General features: G+C 58.7%; 15 protein-coding genes. 8 read left to right on the top strand and 7 right to left on the bottom strand.

The genetic code is table 11. The features are described 5' to 3' along the window. Positions 1–49: 49 nt before the first annotated feature. The 5 genes from LCH65_RS11585 (at position 50) to LCH65_RS11565 (ending at position 10,617) form a co-directional block, all read left to right on the top strand. The gene (locus LCH65_RS11585) at positions 50–5,140 is read left to right on the top strand and encodes an RHS repeat-associated core domain-containing protein (RefSeq protein WP_226439485.1); all 5,091 of its coding nucleotides are present in this window, start codon (positions 50–52) and stop codon (positions 5,138–5,140) included. 346 nt (positions 5,141–5,486) lie between these two features. Continuing rightward, positions 5,487–6,050 carry a fimbrial protein gene (locus LCH65_RS11580; RefSeq protein WP_003366760.1) on the top strand — a complete coding sequence of 188 codons (564 nt, stop codon included), beginning with the start codon at positions 5,487–5,489 and terminating at the stop codon, positions 6,048–6,050. Between the two features lie 106 nt (positions 6,051–6,156). Then, positions 6,157–6,903, top strand: coding sequence for a molecular chaperone (locus LCH65_RS11575; RefSeq protein WP_032609410.1), 747 nt, complete (start codon positions 6,157–6,159; stop codon positions 6,901–6,903). Between the two features lie 37 nt (positions 6,904–6,940). Then, positions 6,941–9,454: a fimbria/pilus outer membrane usher protein gene (locus LCH65_RS11570; protein WP_058415986.1), complete on the top strand. Its 2,514-nt coding sequence runs from the start codon at positions 6,941–6,943 to the stop codon at positions 9,452–9,454. A 47-nt stretch (positions 9,455–9,501) separates the two neighbouring features. Beyond that, positions 9,502–10,617, top strand: a complete 1,116-nt coding sequence (locus LCH65_RS11565) for a fimbrial protein (protein WP_003366756.1) — start codon at positions 9,502–9,504, stop codon at positions 10,615–10,617. Positions 10,618–10,660: 43 nt separating this feature from the next. On the opposite strand, the gene LCH65_RS11560 is transcribed toward LCH65_RS11565, so the two are convergent. The 3 genes from LCH65_RS11560 to LCH65_RS11550 form a co-directional block, all read right to left on the bottom strand. After that, the gene (locus LCH65_RS11560) at positions 10,661–12,193 is read right to left on the bottom strand and encodes a hypothetical protein (RefSeq protein ID WP_058415985.1); all 1,533 of its coding nucleotides are present in this window, start codon (positions 12,191–12,193) and stop codon (positions 10,661–10,663) included. Between the two features lie 107 nt (positions 12,194–12,300). Then, positions 12,301–14,499 carry an autotransporter outer membrane beta-barrel domain-containing protein gene (locus LCH65_RS11555; RefSeq protein ID WP_058415984.1) on the bottom strand — a complete coding sequence of 733 codons (2,199 nt, stop codon included), beginning with the start codon at positions 14,497–14,499 and terminating at the stop codon, positions 12,301–12,303. Positions 14,500–14,796: 297 nt separating this feature from the next. Further along, on the bottom strand, positions 14,797–16,875 hold the full coding sequence (locus LCH65_RS11550) for a hypothetical protein (RefSeq protein ID WP_161437879.1): 2,079 nt from the start codon (positions 16,873–16,875) through the stop codon (positions 14,797–14,799). A gap of 412 nt (positions 16,876–17,287) precedes the next feature. Here LCH65_RS11550 and LCH65_RS11545 point away from each other — a divergent pair, with 412 nt between their 5' ends. From LCH65_RS11545 to xopAW, 3 genes are all read left to right on the top strand, one after another. After that, positions 17,288–18,037, top strand: a complete 750-nt coding sequence (locus LCH65_RS11545; protein WP_004661894.1) for a response regulator — start codon at positions 17,288–17,290, stop codon at positions 18,035–18,037. Beyond that, positions 18,034–19,068, top strand: coding sequence for a HAMP domain-containing sensor histidine kinase (locus tag LCH65_RS11540; RefSeq protein WP_058396467.1), 1,035 nt, complete (start codon positions 18,034–18,036; stop codon positions 19,066–19,068). Before LCH65_RS11545 ends, LCH65_RS11540 begins: the two co-directional genes overlap by 4 nt. Before the next feature lie 115 nt (positions 19,069–19,183). Beyond that, positions 19,184–19,942: an EF-hand domain-containing protein gene (gene xopAW, locus LCH65_RS11535; RefSeq protein ID WP_003366739.1), complete on the top strand. Its 759-nt coding sequence runs from the start codon at positions 19,184–19,186 to the stop codon at positions 19,940–19,942. 45 nt (positions 19,943–19,987) lie between these two features. Here the strand turns inward: xopAW and LCH65_RS11530 are convergent, their stop codons facing one another. From LCH65_RS11530 to LCH65_RS11515, 4 genes are all read right to left on the bottom strand, one after another. After that, positions 19,988–21,034, bottom strand: coding sequence for an AI-2E family transporter (locus LCH65_RS11530; RefSeq protein WP_044308390.1), 1,047 nt, complete (start codon positions 21,032–21,034; stop codon positions 19,988–19,990). A 69-nt stretch (positions 21,035–21,103) separates the two neighbouring features. Next, positions 21,104–21,922, bottom strand: coding sequence for a DUF4892 domain-containing protein (locus LCH65_RS11525; protein WP_044308391.1), 819 nt, complete (start codon positions 21,920–21,922; stop codon positions 21,104–21,106). A gap of 139 nt (positions 21,923–22,061) precedes the next feature. Further along, complete coding sequence (locus LCH65_RS11520; protein ID WP_072364656.1) at positions 22,062–22,916, bottom strand: alpha/beta hydrolase; 855 nt, start codon at positions 22,914–22,916, stop codon at positions 22,062–22,064. Continuing rightward, positions 22,913–23,722, bottom strand: a complete 810-nt coding sequence (locus LCH65_RS11515; RefSeq protein ID WP_065350102.1) for an alpha/beta hydrolase — start codon at positions 23,720–23,722, stop codon at positions 22,913–22,915. The genes LCH65_RS11520 and LCH65_RS11515 overlap by 4 nt, the downstream gene beginning before the upstream one ends. Between the last annotated feature and the right edge of the window lie 124 nt (positions 23,723–23,846).

Genomic DNA, 23,846 nt, shown 5'->3' with positions numbered 1-23,846 from the left:
CGTCAGACACCGCTGCGCTTGGCACGCATCAATCAGCGAGGTCCGCTCCATGGCTGCTTCCACTTCCGTGCACTCCAACGCGCTCAATTTCATGAGTTGTCTGAAAAGCGGCGTCGACCCACGCACCGGGCTTTACAACATATCGATCAGCATGCCCGATCTGCAGAGCAATGACCTGCGCGGGCCAGGGTTCCGACTCGACCTGTCCTACAATCAGCTCAATACGCTGGACAGCGGCTACGGCCTGGGCTGGAACCTGCAGTTGTCGCAGTACGACCCTGCCACCCAGATCCTGTCCCTGAGCACAGGCGAGACCTTCCGGGTCGACGGCACCGGCAGCAACGGTCTACTGACGATGACCGAGAAGAAAATTGACACCTTCCACTTCTACAAACAGGACGATACGTCTTACCGGGTGGTGCACAAATCAGGTCTGATGGAAATCCTCAAGCTGCACAGCAGCGGTAATAAAAAAATGGCCTGGGCGGTAAAGATCATCGCCCCGTCGGGACACAGCATCGCGCTCGAGCACACGGTGTTCAACAGCAGCACCTACAGACTTGCTTCGATCACTGACGACCTGGGTCAGACGCTGTTGGCAATTGCACGCAGTAGTACATCCGTCGAGCTGAAACTGCATCCGTACGCGGGCACTGGCGGTACTCCACTGGCGCGCTTTTTGATGACCCTCACCGGCACAAAACACGTAACGTGCATCACCCTGCCCACCGAGAACAATGCGTCGTGGCGCTTCGAATATGCCCTGAAGAACGGCAATCAGTTATGCATCAACCATGTAGAGACGCCCTCTGGAAGCAGCGAAGAAATTTACTATCAGGATGAAGGCCATGCGTTTCCATCCAGCGCCGCTCGCCAGCCCATACCCAGAGTGACAAGACACATCACCGATCCCGGCCTCAGTCAGGCAAAGGTCGATGTGCGATATACCTACAAGGACGGCCAGCAACGCTCACGAAATTTTCTCGGTGCCGGGTTGCCCATCGCCTGGAAAGACGACGGCCTGGACAACCTCTATAAATATCTGCAGGAGTACAACTATGTCTGTACCGAAAGCCTGTGGGTCGACAACAAGGCCGTGCGCAGCATAGAGCGCACCTTCAACCGCTTTCACTTGCAGACCCGCGAAGTCACCACCCAGAACAAAAACCAGCAAACGGTCACCACCGCCTACAACATCCTGGAGGACGTGCATTACTCCAGACAGCCCGACGATTGTCAGCTACCCAGCGAAGTCACCACCCGTTGGCAACGGCTGGACGAGCCTGAGCGCACGCGCACAGAAACCGTCACCAATACCTATGACCGTTACGGCAATCCGCTGGTGCATACACGCGCCGACGGGATCCAAGAAGTCAGCAGTTGGTACCCGGCCGCCGGTGGCGACGGTTGCCCGGCCGATGCGGAAGGGTTTGTCTCACGACTGAAAGAAAAAGTGGTCAAACCCGCCCTGTCGTCGCAGCCAGGGGCCCCTACCCTGTCCAAACGTTATCGCTACAGCGCGCTGCCTGCACTGACCGGCAGCGAGTTACCCGACTGGATCGTGCCGGAAACCGAAACACTGCTGCAGCTTGAAAGCGATGGAACCTCTGTGGAGTTGCAAAAGATCCTGCTGGAGCACATCAACCAGCCGGACGCGCCTTTCCAGCATGGTCGAACCGGGAAAAATATCGAGTCCCTGAATGGAAAGGACACCGTTACCGTCTACGAGTACAGCCACGCCAGCATCAGTCACAGCAACAGCAGCAACCGCAAGAACAAGGGTAAGGGCAACAACAAGGACAACAGCGAACACTTGCAGGTCCCGGTACAGCTGATAGAGATCACCACTATCGGCTTCGACAATGCCCGCATAAGCAAGCAGCAACAGCAGTCGTTGTTGACCGGCCAGGTGCTGATGACCCTGGAAGAAGGCGTGGAGATCCGCTATGCCTATGACGCGCTCAACCGGCTTACCAAGGAAACGATCGCACCGAATTCAAGTGCTGGCTATGAAGCCAGTCGCGAGTACGAGTACACCCTGTGTTCCGCTCCGGGACAGCATGCAGAACAAGTGCTGACCGACGCCCGCAAGGTCAGGACTCGCTCTGTCATGGATGGCCTGGGCCGGGCAATACTCGAGGAACGGGACCACATCGACAGCAATGATCTGAAAGCGATGCGCATGATCCATACAGCGCAATACAACGCCTGGAACAATGTGCAATACGAAATGGATTACGACTGGTTCGACAACCAGCAACGGTTCACCACGCAAAGTACCTACACCTACGACGACTGGAACCGCCAGTCTGTCATTACCTCGGATCACGGCGTACAGACCCACCAGTACTACGACCCCATCGGCAGTGAAGAACATAACGGTCCGGTCCAGAAGACGTGGGTGCAAAGCAGTGACGCAGAACCTCTGATCAGTGGTCGTAGCGAGACCTGGCTGAACATGTTCGGCAAACCGGACAAGATCAAGAGCCAGAACGCAGCAGGAGAAGATCTGGGCTCACAAACCTTTCTCTACGACGGAATGGGGCGCTGCACGCAGCAGACTGACGAGTCAGACGACACAACCCTGTTCAGCTATGACGCCTGGTCGCGCATGGTCAGAACACGCTTGCCGGATAGCAGCGAGGCACATCGTGAATATGAACCGTTCAGCACCACCGAGCTGCCGACCAGCCTGAGCGTGATTCATCGGGACGGTATTACCAAAACCCTGACAGGCGAACAGAAGTTCGACGGGCTGGGCCGTCTGACACGGACGCAGGCAGGGCAGCGTGTGGAGCACTACAAGTACGAGGATGGTCAAATGCAGGTCAAAACCCGCACGACGGCCATGGGTGATGCCATCAGCTACACCTACAAGCGGGAGCTCACCGACCAGATCGTCTCCAGTACTGCACCGGATGACGCTGCCCGTTTCGACTATGACAACGTCAGTGCCCGCCTGGTCTCTGCCACTAATCAGCAGGGCAAGCGCGCTTACGCTTATGACGCGCATAACCAGCTGACCAAAGAGACCTGGGAAGATCTGCAAGGCCGGACCTGGCAAACCCTGCATCGGACATCCTTGCAGGGCCGTACGATGTATCGCACCGATGTCGAACAAAAAGAGGTCAAAAACCCGGTTAAAGACGTAGTCAAGGGCCGGGTTAGAGGCGGCGTCAAAAACAGTGTCAAAGGCGTGGAAACGACTTACCGGTATGACTCGTTCGGCCGACTCGAAAGTGCCGCTCAGGGCAACGTGAAGGTGACCACCCGGTATGACACACTGGGTCAGCCCTGCGAGATGACAACCCATGACATCGTCGCCGGGACCCGCCTGATAAACCGTATGGAATATGACGACCAAGGGCAGGAAGTGCTCAGGACGCAGATTGCCGGCAATCACCCTGTACGTACGCTGGAACAGCAATGGCAACCCGACGGGCTCATGCGAAGCCGCCACTTGCGGGAAGCGGGCAACACGCTGCTGCTGGAAGAGTTCAGGTATGACACCCGAGCCCGGCTGACCGGCATCACCTATTCAGGCAGTAAGTTGCCAGTGCACGCTTCCGACAAGGCGATGCTCAGCCAGACGTTCACCTTCGACGAGCTGGACAACATGACCCTGAGCTATACCAAATTTGCCGACGGCAACACTGAAACAGCCACTTTCCGCTATGGCAAAGAGGGTGACCCCGACTCCGAGGACCAATGCCAGTTACTGGGCATCACCTACAGGCCTCCACGGGACACGCCGGACCCGACGTTCAGCTATGACGCCAACGGCAATCAGTGCACTGACGAGCATGGCAACCAGTTGCACTACGACAGCCAGAGCCGCCTTCTTCGGGTGGCAAAACCGGCGGGTGAGCCCATCAACACCTACACGTACGACGGCCATAATCATCTGGCCACCACCCGCAATGGCAGTGACAGCGAAATACTGCGTTTTTATCAGGGCCAGCAGTTGAGCAGCACGGTGCAGGACGACCGACGTACTCAGTTTCTGCACATTGACGAGCAACCCATAGGCCAGCAGATCATCGGAGAACCTGCCAAAACCCTGCTGTCGCTGACGGATGCGAACCAGAGCGTTCTCGGTGAGTTCCAGCAGGACACGTTGCGAACGGCTGTCTACAGCGCCTACGGAGAACGCCACAGCGATGACGTGCTGCTCAGCGTTGCCGGGTTCAACGGCGAGGTGTGCGAGACAGATACGGGCTGGTACCTGCTGGGCAACGGCTACAGAGCCTACAACCCGGGCATGATGCGTTTTCACAGCCCTGACTCCTTGAGCCCCTTTGGTGCAGGCGGGGTCAACCCCTATACCTATTGCCTGGGCAATCCCATTGCCTGGCGCGACCCCACCGGGCATGACGCCAGCTCCCAGAGTGGCAGGCTGCGACGACCCGATGAGGATGAGATACCTGCAGAGATGTCGGGGGGTATTGGAATGATGACCTGGGTCATGCTTGCGGTTGGCGTAGCGTTCACGGCAGCAGGTGCCTACGCGACATATGCATCGTTTGGATTGGCCGCGCCCGCCTCGGTTCCTGTAACGGTCCTGGGTATCACGATGACCTCACAGGCGGCGGCCTACGTCGCAACCGGGGTGCTGGCGGCAGGGACCGTTCTGGGTGCTGCATCAACGGCTGCCACTGCTTATGGTGCGGCGAAAGGAGACGACACAGCCCTTCGGATAGGGGAATACGTCGGCTACGCCGCGATACCTTTGGACGTCGGTGGGATGCTATTGAAAAGTGCGGTTAAAAGCGCGCTCAAGGCTACGACCAAGGCTTTAGACCAAGGAAGTAAGATATTGAGGAGATCACTTGACGATTTGCAGGCCGCGCCTGGAATAGCTGCGCGACGTGGGTCTGCCCCAGCGAATTTGGCCGTACCCGGATTGGTTAGGGATGGGGAGATTCCAAGAGCGTCCATCTTGAGGGGTGTGCCACCTCAACCGAACCCGCGGCCGACGAAAGGGCCTAACGCCAGGGTCAACCAGCAATCGGCAACTAATACAGCAGCATCCAGTGGCCCTTCATGGCTTCTACAGCGAACGGCTTTTCTTAAACCGATTCCCGGCTTAGGGCCAGACGTATTCCAGGTTATACGCGATATTCGCATGTACCAAAGCTGAACTTCCCGCCGCTGACAAAAAACTCGTGACTGTCGGCGGCATTTCAGTCATCGCCTCTAATTCTATACCGTTACATTTGCCCTTCGGGTTCTCTGCCCGAACAAAAAATCACAGCCCCATGAAAAACCCGGAACAACATAAAACTCAAGATTTTAAATGTATGACACTAGTTTAGGAAATATCCTACACCTCCCGCCATTAAACAAAGTGCTTCAGAGACTTTGCAACTAACGCTCCTGCTGTAAACTCCCGCCCCGTCATGACACACAACACAAACCGTCTACCAAGACACCATTAATAGTTACATTTTTAGTCCTGCAACTTTAATACTTATAAGGTTTTAATCGTGAACAAAATGCTATCCGTATTGGGCCTTGCTCTGGCGACTACACTGACCGGCACTGTCGCATCCGCCAACCCCGGCCCCGGCACCATCCGTTTCGAAGGCAAGATCACCGCCACCACCTGCCCTATCGAAGTGGTCAATCCGGGCGATGGCTCTATCGGCAACGTGGTGAACATGGGCTCTATCGAAGCCAACCGTTTCACCGGCATCGGTGACGAACTGTCTGGCAAGAGCTTTGCCCTGCGCGTCAATGACGACGGTAGTTGCGGTCTTACGTCTGGCGGCGCCGCGAACACTGCCAAAGTCACCTTCATCGGCGCCCCTGACAGCAGCGGCGACTACTTCGGCGTCACCCCTACTGTCGACGGGGCAAAGGGCGTTGCGATCGTGATCAAGGACCAGACCGGTACCTCCATCAAACCAGGCGACGCCTCGGCGCCTTATCCACTGGTCGAGGGGGGTGTCACCGACATGGTGTTCAACGCCTACTACCGTTCGACACTGGCTACCGTTCAACCCGGTGCTGCTTCGGCGGATGTCCAGTTTGTTGTCGCGATCAACTGATACATCGACCCACTCGCTCACTGTGTAAGGATCAATAGTCTTTTCACGTGAAGCATCTTCACTACGTTCAGGTCCGTTCGGATCTGAACGTACAAGGTAACTTTCCATGATTTGCCAACAGGCTTTTAAAAGACCTGCCCTCGCGGGGTGCATGATGTTATTCATATGCGCAGCTTATATACCCGCCAGCCAGGCAGCACTGACCGTCAACGCAACGCGTATAGTGTTCGACGGCGACAAGCGCAGTACGTCGGTGGTCATATCCAATCCTAGTGATCGCCCGTTCGCGGTGCAGACCTGGGTAAATACGGAGGCAGACGACACTGTCACCGTCGTTCCATTCGCACCTTCGCCGCCACTTTTCCGCCTTAATCCGGGCAAGGAACAACAGGTACAGATCAATGGCCTGCCCCACGACCTGCCCTCTGATCGTGAGTCATTGTTCTACTTTAACGTGCAGGAAATACCTCAAGCCGACTCTTCGCAAGGCAATGTACTGAATATTGCCCTGCGTACCCGTATCAAACTGTTTTATCGCCCGGTTCTGCTGACTGACAACCCCATTGCCCGCCTCAAGGACCTGCAATGGTCGGTCCGGCAGATTGCCGGCAAGGCAGAGCTGACCGCCATGAATCCGACGCCCTTTCATGTGTCGTTCATTCGCCTCGACGTCTCCGGCGGTGGCAGGACTGAAAAGGTCAGTGAAGTCGCCATGCTTGGCCCGTTCAGCTCTCGCCATTACACGCTCAACGAAACGAAAGCGGTACCGGGCCTGCAGGTGGTGTTTGCCGCGATCAACGATTACGGCGGCTACAGCCAGCCGCAGACAGCTACGGCCACGCTGACTGACTGAAACAGCGCTGGCACGCTTCATCCCCAGGACATTGAACATGACCCTATTACCCGATTCCGGGTTCATACCGGTGCGCCTGCGTTTTATGCAGGTGCTGATTGTGTGCGGCAGCGTGACCGTTCCGCTGGAACTGACCAAGGCGGCAACCCCTGTCAATTTCCAGTCCGGCTTCCTGCGTCAGGGCCAGGACTATGACAGTGCGGCCGCGGCCAGCGTGCTGAACCAGTTGTCAGTTGTCGAGAGCCTCGGGCCAGGCGACCATTGGGTAGAAATCCACGTCAATATGCGCTATTTCGGCCAACGGCAAATCCGTTTCGATGCCGACCCGCAAGGCAACGGCCTGCTGCCCTGCCTGTCGTCGGAATTGCTGGAGCAGATCGGCGTACGCCTCGACAGTCTGGCCGACCCGGCCTCGTTGCAAGTCGCCTGTGTCGCGTTGGGGCAATTGATTCCGGACTCCAGGGTCGTACTCGACGGCGGCAAACTGCAACTGTCGATCTCGATACCGCAGATCGCCATGCGCCGCGATGCCAACGGTCGAGTGGACCCGGCGCTTTGGGATTACGGCATCAACGCCGCCTTCATCAATTACCAGACCTCGGCGCAACAGACGACCCACAGGGAGACAGGCACCAGCAGCAGCGCAGACCTGTACCTAAACACCGGTATCAACCTGGGATCATGGCGATTGCGCAGCAATCAAAGCGTGCGCCAGGATGCACAGGGACATCGCGAATGGACCAGAGCCTACGCTCATGCACAGCGAGACCTGCCCGGCACGCACGCTAACCTGACCCTGGGTGAAACCTACACCGGCGGCGATGTCTTCCGGAGCGTGCCGATCAAGGGCGGGTTGATCAAAACCGATCAGGAGATGCTCCCCGATTCCCTGCAGGGTTACGCACCGGTGATTCGTGGCGTGGCGCAAAGCAGGGCCAAACTCGAAGTGCTGCAGAACGGATACCCGATCTACTCCACGTATGTCAGTGCGGGCCCCTATGAAATAGATGACCTGAACACGGCGGGCAGCGGCGAACTGGAGATCGTGCTGACCGAGGCCGATGGTCAGGTCCGGCGCTTTACCCAACCTTACTCGACTATCAGCAACCTGTTGCGCGAAGGCGTCTGGAAATACAGCACAGCCCTGGGCCGCTTCAACGGCGCCTACGCCACCGAGCATCCCTGGCTGTGGCAAGGCACTCTGGCCGTTGGAACAGGCTGGAACTCGACCCTTTATGGCGGACTGATGACCAGCGACTTCTACCACGCCGCTGCACTGGGCGTGTCGCGGGACATGGGCCTGCTGGGGGCAATGGCGTTCGATGTGACCCGGTCACGCGCCAATATCGATCAAACCGGTCGGTCCAGCGTGCAGGGCATGAGTTACGCCATCAAGTATGGCAAGGCGTTCACTACCCATACCAATCTGCGCTTCGCAGGTTATCGCTACTCCACCGAAGGCTATCGGGATTTCGACGAAGCCGTCAGTCAGCGCAGCAACGACGCTACGTTCACAGGCAGCCGCCGAAGCCGTCTGGAAACTTCGATTCATCAAAGAATCGGCGCACGCAGCAGCGTAGGTCTGACGCTGTCGCAACAGGATTACTGGGGCCGCGATATCGAGCAGCGGCAATTTCAACTCAACGTCAACACCCATCGTGCCGGGATCACCTACAACTTCTACGCCTCACAGTCACTGAGCGTAGACAGTAGCCGCGGCAACGACCGGCAGTTCGGCCTGAGTATCTCGATGCCCCTCGACACCGGCCATTCGAGTAATGCCACACTCGACCTGCAGAGCAGCGCCAATCGCCACAGTCAACGGGGCAGCCTGAGCGGCAGCTTCTATGAAAACCGCGTCAATTATCACGCCAGTCTTAGCAACGATGACGGCAAACAGCAAAGTGCAGGCCTTGCGGCAGGCTATCAGGCGCCCTTCGCCAGCCTCGGCGCCGGCGTGACCCAGGGCAATGATTATCGAAGTGCATCAGTCAACGTCAGTGGCGCCTTGTTGCTGCATGCGGACGGCATCGAGTTCGGCCCGAATCTGGGCGACACCATCGCCCTGATCGAAGTACCCGATACACCCGGCGTTGGCATACAGAACGCTACCGGTGTCAGGACCAATAGTCGCGGCTACGCATTGATGCCCTATCTGCGCCCCTACCGCTATAACCCGATCACCTTGCAAACCGACCGACTGGGGCCCGAGGTGGAAATCGATAACGCCAGTACTCAAGTGGTACCTGCCAGGGGGGCCGTGATCAAGACCACCTTCGCTGCGCGCAAGGTGACGCGCCTGGTCATCAATGCAACCACTGACAGTGGCAAGCCGCTGCCATTCGGCGCCCAGGTCAGCGATGCGCAGGGCAACATCCTGGGCATCGCAGGGCAAGGCGGGCAGATTTTGCTGTCTACCGGCATGCAGGCCCAAATCCTCGATGTCCGCTGGGGTGAGAAAAGCGACCCTCAGTGTCGTCTGCACATAGACCCCGCGGGCATGCCTCTGGCCAAGGGTTACCGAATGCAAGACATGACGTGTACCCAGTGACATCAGATCTGAGCCGTCCGCGACATTGTTATTTCAGGAATCACTCCATGAACACTGCATTGAATGCCCTGCTCCCCAGTCTGATCCTGTTGGGGACCAGCTATAGTGCTGCGGCTTACTCCGAAGAACCGGATGACACACCGAGCAACGATTGTTATTGGGTTTCCTCACCGGGAATAAAGGATTACCGGCGCGACATCGGCACGCTCTACGTCCCCAAAGACGCCGCAGTGGGTACCTTTATCGGCAGCATCGATATGCTTAACGCCACACCAGACCAGGCAGGCCTGGAGGCGGCCTGCAAAAATGACGGCACGGCGCTTCTGGAATTCAACGCTACGGCAACGGCTCCGATCTTTCCGGGCACGGTGGACCCTATAAACGGGGAAGACCTCACAGGCAAGATACTGCAAACCAATATTCCGGGCGTCGGGGTGCGGGTAAGACTGGAGTTTCCGTATGACAGGAACTGCCCCAATTGCTTCACGCCTGTAGGTGGCAGCGCCTCCGTTCCGTTCATCGGCCTCAACGACCACGAGAAAATGCTCACGAGCCTGCGTTTTCTTCATCTGAACAACTATGTCACGCTGGTCAAGACCGGACCGATTCCCTCCGGCCCCAATGTGCTCAATGGCAGTGAACTGTTCTCCGGAAGCGTGACAACGCTTGGCAGGATCATGAAGTTCGGGCTAACCGGCACAATACTTCAGGCACAGTGCAGCGTCGGTGCAGATCCGGTCAGTGCCGACACGGTGCAGTTGGGTGAGTGGGACAGCGCTGACTTCACCGGTCCCGGTTTCACCACACCTGCGGTGCCATTCAGTATTGCGTTGAGCAACTGCGAGACCTATACGGGTGACGGCTTCGTGGCAACGGCGCATATCCAGCTCGATGGTGTCGAAGGCTCGGTCCCCGAGGGCCCTGTCGGCAGCGGGGTTTTCACCCTGACCAGCGATTCGGACGCCAAGGGCATGGGGATTCAGGTTCTCAAAGGTGATGGAGTCACGCCCATGGAGTTGCAGACCGAAGTGCCAATCATGGCGATCACACCCGGTAACGTTGTGCTGAACTTCTACGCCCGCTTCTATCAGACACAGGCCAGCAGCGCGATCCGGCCGGGCAAGGCCAAAGGAGCCCTCAGCTTCACGATGACCTACAAGTAGCAATGCATCATGGACTGCCAACTGGCGGTCCATGACCTCCTCCTCAGGGGTACAACGTTGGTCTGAGCGAAGGAAAAGACTGCCAGGAGAGCGTCTGGTCGAAACTCACACGCACCCGGACATCGAGCTGAGTGCCTATATTAAATGCCTTCAAATCCGTTTTGCTGATAACACCGGCGTCGATTTTATCGTCCACCCGCGGCACCGGGTATTCATCCAGAACGTTAACGATCAACAATTGATTATCAGCACTGCTGACACCATGCACCTCGATGGTGAGGAACTGGTCAGTGCCCATGAATGACCAACTGTCGAGCGTGAACCGTGCGTAGCCTCCCTCTGCAATGTCCTGCAGGCTCAGACGCCCCCCGGAGACTTTGTCACACTGCACCACCGGAAAGCCTGTCATGACCATGATACTCAGCGTATGCAGGTCCGAAAGATAAGGCGGGGCGGCGCTTTTTTCGAATACCTCATAATAAACGGGGATCGACTTGCCGAAATGCTGGGCAATCTGTGTGGAAGGAATGTTGAACAGTCTCGAGTCTGCTACCTCCGTAAGAAAGGCCCCCACACTGCCGGGCTCGGCCCATTGGACGCGGACGGTGTCACCGGGAGCAATCACGGCACTCTCAGGTATCGATACCACGGCGCCCTGATAGGCATCCAACGGATCGAGCGTACTGGCGCTTGCCGAGCCTGACGCCTTCTGAACCCGCGGGGGTGGCAGCACACGCGGTACTGGCTGAGCACGCACCAGCAGCGAAACAGCCAGCGCACGGGGCCCGGCATTCCCCGAGCGATCCTTCAACCTGTAGGACACATAACGAATGCCATCGCCACTCTCGAGAACCATTTGCTTGTCGAAGGCAATATTGATCGTGCTACCGATGTCGGACGCTTCAAGCGTCAGGGTTCCGGTGTGCTCCGAGCCCGTCAGCGTACTGCTCCAGTACCAGATAATGAGATCCCCGGCGCTCGGCGAAAAATACGCGGGCACTTCGGCCAGCACGGTGTTGCCATGAGAGTCCAGCCAGGCCGAGGTAAGACCATCCCTGATGATTTCTTCCGGAAAAATCAGCGCCCCTTCGTCTGCGAATACCGGTGCCGTTTTATCAATGACAAAGGCCAGTGTTTCGGATTCGGTCTGCACCTGATTGGCGGTCTCGACGCTATAACGGAGTCGATGCTGGCCTTCGCCCAGGTATTGCTGCGCGATCATGATGAACAGATCGACAGGCTGTACAGGTTTGGTCCAGACCTTCTCCTCCAACAGCAGGTCATTCCAGTACACGCGCAGATACTCAGGGTCGCCCGGAGTGGGCTCGGAGTTTTGCCACATGGGAAAATCGACCCGCAACGGCACGAGCCAGGCACTGCTGGGAAGCAGATTGGGTTCACCGCCGGGTACGTCAGGCAGGAGTTCGGCGATCACAGGCGGCGCAAGCAGCATGCTCTTGCGTCTTGAAGCCGGCCAGAAGAGGACTCTGATCCGTTCGATCCACTTTGAAATGACAGACATGAGCCAGGCCTCCAGTAGGAGAAAGCGGTGGCCGACCCGTTTGCCGACCGCCATGCCCGTCAGTTAACACCCTGTTTTTTTTTGCGGATACTGGCACAAGTGATAGGACCGTTGGCGCATCAGCGCCATCGATCAAGCATCAGCCCCCCGCTTCGCTGTCGCTACCAGCTGTAACGCAAGCCTGCACTGGCGCCCCATGGCTGCTCAATGGCATCGCCATTGCTGTAATCGAAATCAGCATGCAACTGCAGGTTGTCAGACAGTGACACCGAAACGCCCGCCCCCAACTCGCCACGGGAACCGGAGAGGTCGTTACTGAAGACGTTGTCGTTGACCTTGACCTCGTTCCGGTTGACGAATTCGTGAGCCACGGCAACCCGCACGTAAGGTTGCAGCGTACGTCCCTGGCCCAGATCGAAACTGCGCCCCGCCGTCGTACCGACCTTGCCGAGCAGCGACCGGCTGCGGTCACCCTCAGCGCGCATACCGTTGTCCAGTGCGTAGTCCTTGCCCTGAACGACCAGGCCCGCCAATTGGGTATAGGGTTCAAGAAAATAACCGTTGTTCAGTTTGATGTGCCGACCCAGTTCCAGCGACGCGCCAACACCCAGATTGTCGTAGTTGCCGCGCGTGCGGGAACCATCGCTGAGATTGACTCTGGCCTTGTTTTTGAACTGATTGAGTTTGATCACGCCATCGACGTAGTAGCCGCTCTCGCTGTCCAGCCAGGTGCTGTAAGCGCCCAGCGAGTAGCTGTCGACCTTGCCACTGGCACCGTGATCCAGGCTGAGGTCAGACGAGCTCTGCCCGATCATCACACCCGCCAGCCATTGTCCCGACCCCACAGGCAGCTTGCCATCTGCGCCGAGAGCAACACCGTTCTGAACCTGCCGATATCCGAAGCCCGAGGCGTCGGCCACGTTGAATTTGTTGCCGTAGGTCCGTATCCAGCCGCCGGAACGGGCCTCGTCCATGCGCAACTCCCCCATGCGCGAACGCAACGTGCTCAACTCCCCATACCAGACAGTCGGCGCCGTGTTGAACAACGCCATGACAGTCTGTGCTCCCGGGCTGATGGTCCGGGTGGCGGTATCCAGATACCAGTCGTTATCGCCCTGTTTGATCAGGTCATAGGACCAGGCGCCCAGGTCCACTGCGCCGCCTGAGAGCGAAAAGCTGGCATCGCCGGCTGCCGCATGCACGACGTGCAAGCTGGTATCGCTGAGCGGATCAGCCCCCGTGCTACCGATAAGCAAGGTATGACTGCCGGTCGCACTGCCCGTGATGTCAAGAAAGTCAGTGGTCTTGCCACCGAAATCCACGTCCATCATGAACGTACCATTCCCCGACAGGCTGGCGAGCGACAAGGTGTAAAACGAGGCCGCATCGCCAAACCTGACCGATCCGCCGTCCATGGACAATTCATTCACCTGACCATTCTCGACCATCACCCACTGGCCTCGGCTGCTGAGCGACAGGCTGGATACGTTCTCCAGGCGTCCGGTCAGGGTCGCGTTATTTTGCAGTGACAGGCTGGCGGTACTGCCCTCACCCGCCGATACATCGCCCTGCAGATGGCTGTTGTCCACGGTCATCTGCGCCGTTGAGCCGTTGATCAACTCCAGTATCTTGCCATTGCCGCCGGTCAGCGTAGAACCATTGTTGACCTGGATATCGGCAGTCGCGGGCGCACCGGTGGGCGTTCCGACGATCAGCGCCGACCCGGTGATACCTTCGACCCGGGTTCCCTCAAGGACCAACAAATTGCTTGAGGGTACGGCCGGGTCAGCGCGCAAGCGCACGCCATATTGCTGCCCGGTGAGGGTACTGCCGGACGCCTTCACCGTGGAGTCAAACATCTCCATGCCTCTGCCATTGGTGCCGGTGGCCGTCACCGAAGTACTTTCCAGGGTCAGGTTGCTGAGCGAGCCAGCATTTATCCCGCGATTCGTGGCAGTGATCGTGCTGCCGATGACGGTGGCAGTGGAACCGACCAGTCGTGCACTTTCATTGCCCATCCCCAGGCCATCCGCACCACCTGTCAGGGCGCTGCCGACAATCAACGCATCTGCCCCGGTCAACGAGACGGCTGAAGAGCTGGTGCCTGCACTGACCTGACTGCCAGTGAGCGTCAGCTGCGCCCCGGTGATCGTGGATATTTGCAGGGTTGTCGCGCCGTTGGCCGTCAGATTTCCGGTGCTGACAACCCGATAGCTGTCCAGCGGACCTGTTGCATCAATGGTCTGCGGCGTGTTGACAAGGATTTGCGCAAAGGCATGACTGCCAGGCAGCAAGGGAGAGAGAAAAATAACGGTTTTCAATGTCCATGAAAGCGGACGCAGCACGAATGGAGCATTCATGACGATGCATTACCTTGAGGTAAACCTGGTTGAACCCCGTGAAGACTGCCCGAAAGCGGTCTCGGGAGAGAGGCCGAAAGACTACGGGGATCCAACCGAATGCTCTGTAGGACGTTTCCTAGGTAAACGTAGGGAGGTTCTGACAGCAGAAGATCGTCGGGGAAAATACCAATAAGCGTAGGTGACATGACCCGGTACGCGCCGGCCTTCCTAAATCGTTTGGGAGCAACCTGAGCCTGCTTATACCCCACAGGGTGCCTGCCGCCTGCCGCAGGCACCCTGAACCGGCGACCTTCCTTACTTTTTCTTCGGTTTACGTGACTTGAACACGATAGGACACGCCCCAACTGCGTCGTACATCCCTACCCGGGCGGTGGTTTCCAACGAGGTAATGGTTTCGGTTGCGCCGCTCATGATGAAGGAGTACTTGATCCTCGCGCTCCCGTTCGGGCTGCCGCTTGCAGGATTATAGACAGGCAGAATGTGTGTCGCGTAGGGCGTGACCAGCCAGGTGAAACCGGTAGCCGGATGGTCGGCTCCCAGCACGATAGCCTCCTCTTTTTCTGTGCCCGGAATAAGAGCGTCGCCTGTAGTTCCTGTAGAGGCGTACCAGTGCAAAGTAACAGTCTCACCGTCCGACAGATATTTCGAAAGATCCGGAACGCGGACCCGTATCCCCGGCTCACCCGTAGCCGGATTTCCGATGCCGTTGGCGAAGAGTGAATCGCAGTTCAGCCAGCCACTTGTACTGGTGCCCTCGAAAAGCGGTGCGTCCGGGGTGATAACAATGGCGCTTACGTTGACCAGAGTCTCTTTCGAGTGCTGGGTGTTTGCTGAACCGGGCGCATGGATGCGGTAATGAACCGGCAAATCAACGCGATTGCCTTCCGCAAAGATATCATCCCAGGGTATTTCAACCTCACGATCGGAACCCGCTGCGTCTGAAGGCAGTACGGTGTAGGTGGCCGATGAAGTGAGCCTTGTGCCCCAGTAGAAATCGATCATTTCACCCGGCTGAAGATTGATATACAGCTTGAAAAGGACCCTGGCAGCCTCGCCTTTATCCGCTGCTGTCAGGACGTTCGCTGAATCGGAAGTCTTGCCACGGACCTCGACCAGCGGCAACGCATCGTTGACTGGATCCGGCCATACAGGATCGGTTATGGGATCAGGTCCGATAGTGGAGAAATTGACATTGACGCTGGTGCTTTTCACTGCGGAAGGGAGAATGCCACGCAGGATTCGATAACTCACATTAGTGGCCTGGTCACCGCCAGTCGCTAAATTGTATTGAGCACGCAGAACCTCACCAGGGACCCTGATCAAAAGCGGAAACTCTGGATAGCTGCCGACTTCCTCGGATCTCAGCATTCCTGCGCCCCAGGTGACTTCGATACGGTCGGTCGGCTTCCAGTTATCGAACGACTTGATCGATACCTGGACCCCGATTCCTGCGTCAGGCAGGTCGATCAAGTTATCATTTTCTGCCAATGGCACGACGGGGTCTTGCAGGTTGTCGGGCAACAGTCCCAGCGCTACGTCTATGCGCTTGTAGTTGGAGAGCGGAGTGCGGTTGGTGGCCTTGTCGATCAGAAAGTAGGCGATGTAGTAGGCATCGTCCCTGGACGCTCCAATGACCGAAACCGGGAATTTCAGCGTATTGTTAGTCGGGCCGGGCAGGTTAACGACATCGACCGGAGGCGGCAGATCTTCGGGTTTTTCGGGCAACGGATTGCCGACGTAATAGAAAGCTACCCTGTGGTCAGGCGCCCAGTCGTAATAGTCAGGCAGCGTGCCGACCAGACCGTCCGGATGTTCATCCAGATACGCCTGGGTCAACTGATCTGTATCCAGAATCATCTGCTCTGGCTCAGAATGCCCGCCCGGCGGCGTGGTATCGACGATCAGGTTGATCGACGGGCTGGTGGTCTGTTGATCATTCGGTTGTCTGATCCGGTAGCGCAAACTGTAAGTACCGTCTGCAGGCTTTTCCAGGCCTTGCATCAAACTGCTCAACGGAATCTGGATCTTCTTGGGAAAGGTGCCAGGAGCCACCGGTGCGGTAATGATATCGCTAAACACCTCTTTAAACGCGTCCGTCTCCGCCTCTGCACCGATGGCCCAATCGATGAAAAAAGTATCGAAGTCGCCCGGATCAGTGACCAGTCCTGCCCACTGAAGCAAGGTGACCTCAAGAAACTCACCGAGCAGGACATCTTTGTTCAGCGTTCCATCGACAGGGTCCACAACGCCCGTCACCTCTGCCAGAGCAAGGTCTGCGTCGAGCTCCGAATCGGGTCCACTGCCCGCCAGCCCATGGGCGATACGCTCTTTTTGATTGTCATCTAAAGCCGTTGTTGTTTTTGAATCGACCATCATCAGCACTCCTTTGCTATCCGATTGCCGCCCCTGTTTATGCAGAAAACGTACGGGCGGATTGATCATGCCCCCAAGGACTGTCGTCCTTTCATCCCGAGCCGCGATGAAACGGCAACAGACCCTGGCTTTCTCGACAAAAACTTGTCTGCCCAGAACCAGCCATCCAGGCCGGTAGCCCGTTCGATTAAACGGCAGTTGCGCGACACTGGATACTGTCATAACTATCAGGGTGAGCTTCGCAGGGCAGGCTCGACAGGCGCTCGTATCAATCTCGATACATTTATGACATGCGCACGACATCCGGTCGCGCCACCCTACCGCCGAGCCTCCCGGCGAAGTAGCATGAGGGGCAGCGTTGATCTTCAACAGCAGCCAGTCCATGGCGGCACAAGCAGGCGACAGACGCATTATGCAAGCACTTCCCGATACCCCCCTGGATGCCACATCGACCGAGCAGCGCTGGAGCGTTCGTGCGCTGATCGTCGATGACGATGTGGCCATTCGCGAGCTGCTCTGCGATTACCTGACGCGCTTCAATATCAACGCTCGTGGCGTCACCGATGGCACGCAGATGCGTCAGGCATTGACCGATGAAACCTTCGATGTCGTGGTGCTGGACCTGATGCTGCCCGGTGAAGACGGGCTGTCACTGTGCCGCTGGCTGCGCAGTACATCGGATATCCCTATTCTGATGCTGACCGCACGCTGTGAACCGACTGACCGGATCATCGGCTTGGAACTGGGTGCCGACGATTACATGGCCAAACCGTTCGAGCCGCGTGAACTGGTCGCGCGCATCCAGACCATTCTGCGCCGGGTCCGCGACGAACGCAGCGATCAGCGCACCACCATTCGCTTTGACGCCTGGCGCCTGAATAGCGTCCTGCGTCAGTTGACCGCCGCCGACGGCCTCGTGGTGCCGCTGTCCAACGCCGAGTTTCGCCTGTTACGTGTGTTTCTCGAACGGCCGCATCGGGTGCTGAGCCGCGAGCAGTTGCTCGATGCTGCCCGAGGCCGCTCGATCGAGGCGTTTGACCGCAGCATCGATTTACTGGTCTCGCGCCTGCGCCAGAAGCTCGGCGATGATCCGAAGAATCCGCAACTGATCAAAACCGTGCGCGGTGAAGGCTATCTGTTCGATGCCAGGGAGCTGGGTTGATCCGCAGATTCGATACACTGTTTGCGCGTCTGTTTGGTGGCGCCTTGCTGGCCATTCTGCTGGCGCACCTGCTGGCCTTCATCTGGTTCACCCAGTACGGCATGCGCCCCCCGCCGCCGCCGTCCAACGAGTTCAACGCCGAACATGGGCAATTCGATCAGCGGCCCATGCACAGACCGCCGATGCTCGGTGGCCCGGTCATCTTGCTGTTTTTCCAGTTCATCACCCTGATCATTGCCGCGTGGTACGGCGCCAAGGCCCTCAGCCGTCCCGTGCAGAGCCTGAGCGAAGCAGCCGAGCGCCTGAGTGAAGACCTCGACAGCCCGCCACTGGAAATCAGCGGTCCGCAGGAAGCCCGACAGGCTGCGCACACCTTCAATCTGATGCAACGCAAGATCCGCGAACAGATGCAGCAGCGCGGGCGCATGCTGGCTGCGGTATCCCATGACCTGCGCACCCCCCTTTCGCGGCTCAAGCTGCGTGTCGAACAGATCGAAGAGCCCAGGCTGCATGGCCAGATGACTCAGGACCTCAATGACATGATCAGCATGCTCGACGCCACGCTCGCCTACCTCAATGAACACCGACGCAGCGAAGGCCTGCAGCAGTTCGACCTGCAGGCACTGATCGAGTCGCAGGCCGAGAATGCCCAGGACAATGGCGACGACGTACAGTACGAAGGCCAGTGCAAACCGCTGAAGACGCAGCCGATGGCACTGCGCTCGTGCCTGCAGAATCTGGTCGACAACGCTCTGCGTTATGCCGGCAGCGTACACATCGTGATCGAGGACAGCAGCGAGCGGGTGCGCATCTCCGTGGTCGATCACGGGCCTGGCATTGCACCTGAGTTTCACGAAGCCGTGTTCGAGCCGTTCTACCGACTGGAAGGTTCTCGCAACCGCAACTCCGGCGGTATAGGCATGGGCATGAGCATTGCGCGGGAAGCGGCGCGGCGTATCGGCGGCGAGCTGTCGCTCGCGCAAACGCCAGGCGGCGGCCTGACGGCGATACTGGACCTGCCACGACTGTGACGCACTCTGTAACGCTCCGCGTACAAAGCCTACATCCCCTCGACAACTGACGCCCCGAGTCTGCAAAAGCCGGTACACCGTTACCGGGTACATTCATCTCAGGGGAGTGAGACCAATGATCAGTGGGATAAGCAGCAGTTTCTCCAGCTACACCAGTTCGACCAGTGCAACCTCCAGCACCAGCAACAAGAAGTTTCAGGAAGAGCTGCTGGCCAAGCTGGACACCGATGGCGACGGCAGCATTGGCAAGAACGAGCTGAGCTCGGCCCTGTCGTCGAACAGCAAGGATGGCATCACTGTGAGCCTGAGCAAGGCATTCAGCGATCTGGACAGCAACGACGATGACAGCCTCGATGCCGACGAGCTGGCCGCGATGACACCACCTCCGCCGCCGCCCATGCAGTCGGTCGATGAACAGGCAGAAGATCTGCTCGGCGCGCTGGACAGCGATGGCGATGGCGCCATTAGCAGCGACGAGCTGACCACCGGCCTGAGCAATGCGGGCAGTACGGCGAACAGCAGCCAAGTGTTCGATGCACTGGACACTGACGAGGACGGCACAGTCAGCCTTGAGGAGCTGGTCGCCGGTATGCAACCGCAACAGCCTCCTGCCGGTATGCCGCCTGCGCAGATGAGCACCTCCGGCAGTACTGACAGCGCCAGCCTGTTCAGTGCGCTGGACAGCGATAGCAACGACAGTATCAGCGTCTCCGAGTTGTCTGCCGCGTTGAAACAGAGTGACAGCACCATTGATCAGGGCAACACCAACCAGATTGCGACTCAGGCCTTGAACAAGATGATCGCCGCACTCAGCGAAAAATATGACACCCAGAGCAGCAAGCCGGTCGGCAAGTACCTGGATACCGCTGCGTAAAGCGAGGCTCCGCCGCCCGTCGTGGCGCGGCGGAAACTTTCGCCGTCAGCGGCTGCGGGCACGCTCGCTGCCGACCCAGTCGGTCAGCAGGCTGTAAGCGACTGCCAGCAGCGTCGGGCCGATGAACAGGCCGATGAAGCCGAACGCCAGCAATCCGCCGAACACACCCAACAAGACAATCACCAGCGGCAGATTGCCGCCCCTGCTGATCAGGTATGGCTTGAGCACGTTGTCCACGCCACTGATGATGAACATCCCCCAGATGCCCAGAAATATCGCCATGCCGTACTCGCCCTGCCAGACCAGCCAGGCAGTGGCAGGCAGCCAGACCAGGGGTGGGCCCATCGGGATCAGACTGAACAGAAAAGTCAGAATACCCAGCACCAACGCGCCGGGAATGCCCGCGATCAGGAAGCCGATCAGCGCCAGTACCGCCTGGGCCGCTGCCGTACCGATGACCCCGTTGACCACGCGTTGCACCGTGCCAGCGACCAGATCCAGATAATACTGGGCGCGCTCCCCGATCAGGCGCTCCAGCAGGCTGAGCACGAATGCGGCCAGGCGCGGACCGTCCCTGTAAAAAAAGAAGGCGAAGACGATGCTCAGGGTCAGTTCCAGAATCCCGCTGCCAATCTGCGCACTGCGTGCCAGCACCCAGTTACCGACCTGACCCAGATGCGGTTTGAGCGTCGCCATGAACGCCGCGCCTTGCTGATCGATGGTGGTCCACAGCGCTACCAGTCGTTCGCCCACCAGCGGAATACCCGCCAGCCATTGCGGTGGATCGGGCAAGCCGTCGACCTGAATATCCTTGATCAGGCCTGTAGCGTCACGCACATGGTCGGCGAGATTGAAGCCCAGCCATACCAGCGGCGCCGCGACCAGCAGCATCCAGCACAGGCACATCACCAGCGCGGCCAACGACTCACGGCCCTTGAACCAGCGGGTCAGCAAACGCATCAACGGCCAGCTGGCGAAGGCCAGTACCGCGCCCCAGACCAGCGCCGACCAGAACGGCGCCATCACCCAGAGACAGGCACCAAACAGCGCCAGCAGCAGAATCTGCACCAACAGACGGTCATTGTTGAACATGCGCTATCCACTAAAAAGGATCGGAGGGAGCGAGCATAATGGCGAACCTGCGCGTCCGCCATCGCTGTTCTAGCGGATAACCTCGATCTTGAGCCCTTTGCCTTCAGTGACGCCCGCCTCGAGCCGGGCAGCGCGAACACCTTTGGCGATCAGGGCGTCAAGCCAGGCGCCGGCACTGGGTCCGGACACCGTGGCGCGCAGGCTGCTGTCCTGATTGAGGGCGCGGGAAACGAGGGTAATCCAGGCATCCTGTGGTTCGCCGCTCAGACGGGGCAGTTCCAGCTTGCCGGTGCTTCGCAGCTGGCGCAGCAAGGTGGCCGAGGTCGGCAGCAGTTCGCCCAGTGGCGCAGAGGATTCAAACTGCTCGACATGCAGGTAGGCCCGGCGGTTGCCACGGGTGATGCTGTAAAGCGCTACCAGCGTGTCGCTGCGCGGCTCTGCCAGACGCAGCAACAGGTAAGCCTGGCGGTCATCCGCGCCATACAGTTTGGCGTTGCCGAACACTTCGTTGGCCCACAGGCTGCTTTCTCCGCAGTCGCGCGCCTGGCACCAGAACAACAGCTCGGCGCCCTGCTGCTGCAAGGTTTCACGAGCCGCGGTGAAGGCGTCGTCGGAAGTCCGCTCTGCAGGTAACTGATAGGTGACCGACGTCAGATTGCCACGCGCACTGACCTGGCCGTCGAAACGCAACTGGCCGCTGATCTTGCGGATCGAGCCCATGGGATAGACCCGTTCGAGCTCGGCAGCCGGACGATAATCGACGATTTCCGTGTCGGCCAGACGCGGCAGGATCTGCAGATCGCTGCTGCCTGGTACATCGGCGGCGCACAGCACAGCGCTGAACATAGACATGCACAAGGCAACAACGGGAACACTTGATAAACGCATGAGTGCTCTCATTGGCAGGCAAGCAGGGAGTGAAAATATAAAAGATCGCCAGCGAGGCGGTCACCAGAGGCTGCGGATTGATCCATCACGGTTGACTCCTGTTTCAACCCGTCCAGCGTCGGCAGTTGCCGGTCTCAAGTCAAGAAGCAGCGAAGAAGCGATTGATACAGTGTGCAACAGCGCTCGCACCCTGCTGGTCATCCAGGTGCAGATGATGGCCACCTTCAAGCTGCACGACGTCGAAAGGCAGTCCGGACAGCACAAGCTGGTTTTTCGCCAGCATACCGCCCGCAGCGACCAGCAGTTGCGTCGGGCAACGGATAGCATTGACGAAAGACATTGCCTGCTGATGCGTGAGACGTATCGCAGACGGCAAGGTCAGGCGACTGTCGCTGCGCCAGGTATAGCCGCCGGGTACCGGCATCAGGCCGCGCTGCGCGAGTAATTCTGCAGCCTCGCGACTGACCGGAACGGTGCCTTTCATTCGCGCCTGGACAGCGCGTTGTAGATCTTCGTAAACCGGCTTTTTCTTGCCCGACAGCCTGAGCTGTGCCTGCATGGCCGAGCCCATGCGCTCGGCAGCGGATTCGGGGTCACTGGTCAAGGGAATCAAACCATCGATCAGTGCCAGCCGCGTGATGCGCTCCGGCAACGACCCGGCCAGCAATACCGAAATGATCGCGCCCAGCGAATGTCCCATCAGGGCGAAGCGCGGCCAGCCCAATTGCTCGGCGACCTGCAGCACATCAAACACATAGTCGGCCAGCGCATAGGACGCCCCGGCAGGCCGATGCTCTGAATGACCATGCCCGGCCAGATCAAGCGCCACAATGCGCAGGCCCTCCAGTTGCGGTGCCAGACGGGCAAAGCTGTTGGCGTTGTCGAGCCAGCCATGCAGGGCAATCACCGGCTGGCCGTCCTCGGGGCCGTAAAGATGCGCCGCCAGTTCGATATGGCCCAGATTGAAACGCACCTCCTCCACGGTAAACGTCACGCCGTCCCCCTTGAGGCGCTGCGCGCGTCCCAGCGAGCCAGCAGCGCCTTGAGCAGCAATGCGGTTTCATCCGGTCGTTCAAGGGGAAACATGTGCCCTCCGGGCATGGACAGGTATTCGCCTTCGCGCATGCGTCGGGCCAGATAACCATGATGAGGCATGATCACCCGGCTGTGTTTGCCGCGCACCATGGCCAGCGGCACCTTGAGTTGCCGTGACGGCATTGGGCTGGTGTGCGGGATACTGCGGTAGATGCTGATCTCGGTCGCCGGGTCGAAACGCAGACGCCACTGCCCGCCGTCTTCGCGCAGACCATGTTGCAGGTAGGCGGTCAGGCAGTCGGGATCGAAGCGGCTGAACAGGGTCTTGCCCGCGAAGTAGGCGCGTGCCGACTGCAGATCGTCAAACGCCTCACGCCGGCCCAGGGTGCGACCCGCTGGCGTGATGCGGTCGATAAAACCCAGCCGCTTGGCAGCGCGTATGACTAACTGATCAGCCAGCCCCAGGACCGGTGAGTCCAGCATCACCACGCCCCGATAGAGTTCCGGGCAGCGCAATGCGGCATGCAGGTGCAACACGCCGCCGAGCGAGTGCCCTACCCCCCACACCGGGCCCGGCTGCTCACGCAGATGGTGGAGCAACTCATCGACCAGATTCAGCCAGTTGTCATCTACCGGAAAACGCGGATCATGGGCGTGTTGCTCAAGATGAGCCACCGAATACTCCGGTGCCAGCGCGCAAAACAGCTTGTTGTACGTCGCTGAAGGGAAGCCATTGGCGTGAGCAAAGAACACGGGTTGCGACATGCCAATACTTCCATGAGCGGGCGAGTCACGATTGTGCCAAGTTGCTTTGCAGATCGGCAATGACTGGAACCGCCATCGCAGGTGTCACTCCGGCCATCAGGATTACCCGATACGGCGGTCGGAG

The sequence above is a fragment of the Pseudomonas sp. MWU16-30316 genome (assembly GCF_020515645.1).
GTDB lineage: Bacteria > Pseudomonadota > Gammaproteobacteria > Pseudomonadales > Pseudomonadaceae > Aquipseudomonas > Aquipseudomonas cerasi.
The sequence above is the reverse complement of the archived record's forward strand: the minus strand, read 5'-3'. Positions and strand labels throughout refer to the sequence as shown.

Coding starts and splice junctions, on each gene's coding strand:
- LCH65_RS11575 (WP_032609410.1), top strand. CDS start 6,157: ATGATTTGCCAACAGGCTTTTAAAAGACCTGCCCTCGCGGGGTGCATG.
- LCH65_RS11555 (WP_058415984.1), bottom strand. CDS start 14,499: ATGAATGCTCCATTCGTGCTGCGTCCGCTTTCATGGACATTGAAAACC.
- LCH65_RS11545 (WP_004661894.1), top strand. CDS start 17,288: ATGCAAGCACTTCCCGATACCCCCCTGGATGCCACATCGACCGAGCAG.
- xopAW (WP_003366739.1), top strand. CDS start 19,184: ATGATCAGTGGGATAAGCAGCAGTTTCTCCAGCTACACCAGTTCGACC.
- LCH65_RS11560 (WP_058415985.1), bottom strand. CDS start 12,193: ATGGCGGTCGGCAAACGGGTCGGCCACCGCTTTCTCCTACTGGAGGCC.
- LCH65_RS11550 (WP_161437879.1), bottom strand. CDS start 16,875: ATGGTCGATTCAAAAACAACAACGGCTTTAGATGACAATCAAAAAGAG.
- LCH65_RS11570 (WP_058415986.1), top strand. CDS start 6,941: ATGACCCTATTACCCGATTCCGGGTTCATACCGGTGCGCCTGCGTTTT.
- LCH65_RS11585 (WP_226439485.1), top strand. CDS start 50: ATGGCTGCTTCCACTTCCGTGCACTCCAACGCGCTCAATTTCATGAGT.
- LCH65_RS11565 (WP_003366756.1), top strand. CDS start 9,502: ATGAACACTGCATTGAATGCCCTGCTCCCCAGTCTGATCCTGTTGGGG.
- LCH65_RS11525 (WP_044308391.1), bottom strand. CDS start 21,922: ATGCGTTTATCAAGTGTTCCCGTTGTTGCCTTGTGCATGTCTATGTTC.
- LCH65_RS11530 (WP_044308390.1), bottom strand. CDS start 21,034: ATGTTCAACAATGACCGTCTGTTGGTGCAGATTCTGCTGCTGGCGCTG.
- LCH65_RS11515 (WP_065350102.1), bottom strand. CDS start 23,722: ATGTCGCAACCCGTGTTCTTTGCTCACGCCAATGGCTTCCCTTCAGCG.